This is a genomic window from Marinomonas aquiplantarum, from assembly GCF_003314975.1.
GTDB classification, from domain to species: domain Bacteria; phylum Pseudomonadota; class Gammaproteobacteria; order Pseudomonadales; family Marinomonadaceae; genus Marinomonas; species Marinomonas aquiplantarum.
In genome coordinates this window covers 1-1,194 of the sequence record NZ_QNRF01000029.1, presented here as the reverse complement: position 1 = coordinate 1,194, position 1,194 = coordinate 1, and the positions used below count along the sequence as shown (strand labels likewise).

The 1,194-nt window shown below is 48.2% G+C and carries 1 protein-coding gene; it reads right to left on the bottom strand.

The window, feature by feature from the left end; genetic code table 11:
- Window positions 1-39 precede the first annotated feature (39 nt).
- Window positions 40-1,124 (bottom strand): IS3 family transposase gene (locus tag DFP76_RS18020; RefSeq protein WP_113875937.1). Its coding sequence is split into 2 segments (ribosomal slippage): window positions 40-863 and window positions 863-1,124, totalling 1,086 coding nucleotides; the frame shifts between segments, so codons are not numbered across the junction.
- Window positions 1,125-1,194: the final 70 nt, after the last annotated feature.

The following is a 1,194-nucleotide window of genomic DNA, read 5'->3' as shown; positions in this document are numbered from 1 at the left end:
TGTAATCCCCCCATTTTTAACAGGGGTGAAAAGTAGAGCCTAAGCTGCCTTCATAAGCCATTTAGGTGGAATGCCACCAATGGCACTGTTTGGCCTTTCATTGTTGTACGTCCATAACCACTCTGTGGCAAGGTATTGTGCATGCTCAACGGATTCAAATTGATGTAGATCGAGCCATTCGTGTCGCGCTGTTCGGTTGAAACGCTCAATATAAGCATTCTGCGTCGGTTTACCTGGCTGAATGAATAAGAGCGTAATTCTATTCTTAGTTGCCCAGTTCACAAGCTGACCAGAGATAAATTCCGGACCATTATCACATCGTATTGCAGCTGGCTTGCCTCGCCACTCGATGACCCGCTCAAGCGAACGTATCACTCTGGCACTAGGCAAAGACAGGTCAACATCAATCGCCAAACCTTCTCGGTTGTAGTCGTCCAGAACATTGAACGTTCTTAACTTACGACCATCAGATAATCCATCGCTCATAAAATCGATTGACCAGACTTGGTTGGGGGCTGTCGGTACGCTCAACTCATCTGGCTTATCACGCAAAATGCGCTGACGAGGCTTGATGCGAAGGTTCAGCTCAAGATCCCGGTAAATGCGATACACCCGCTTGTGATTCCATGTAAACCCCTTCACGTTGCGCAGGTACAAATAGCACAGACCAAATCCCCAGCGTTTATTCGCTTGTGTCAGGCGTAGCAACCAATCGGCAACCTGCTTGTTCTCTGCCGAGAGCTTACTCTCGTACCGGAAACAGGTCTCGCTAATCCCCATACACATACACGCCAATCGAATCGAGATCCGGTGCTTCTCGATGGCTTGCTTGGCCATCTCTCGACGTTGAGACGGCTTTACAGCTTTCCCTCAAGCGCTTCCTGTCGAATCATGGCCTTGAGCCGTTCTTCTGCATACATCTTCTTGAGTCGAGTGTTCTCCGCCTCTAACTCCTTTAAACGCTTCATCATAGAAGCGTCCATACCGCCATACTTAGCTCGCCATTGATAGATGGAGGCTGAGCTGACGTTGTGCTCTCGGGCAAGATCTGGGATCGACACCCCAGCTTCATGTTGCTTCAAAATCGCCATGATCTGGCTTTCGGTAAAACGTGACTTCTTCATAGATCGCTCCTGATGCATTGATCATAAAACTCTCTACTTAAAACCCCAATCATTTTTTGGGGGGATTACA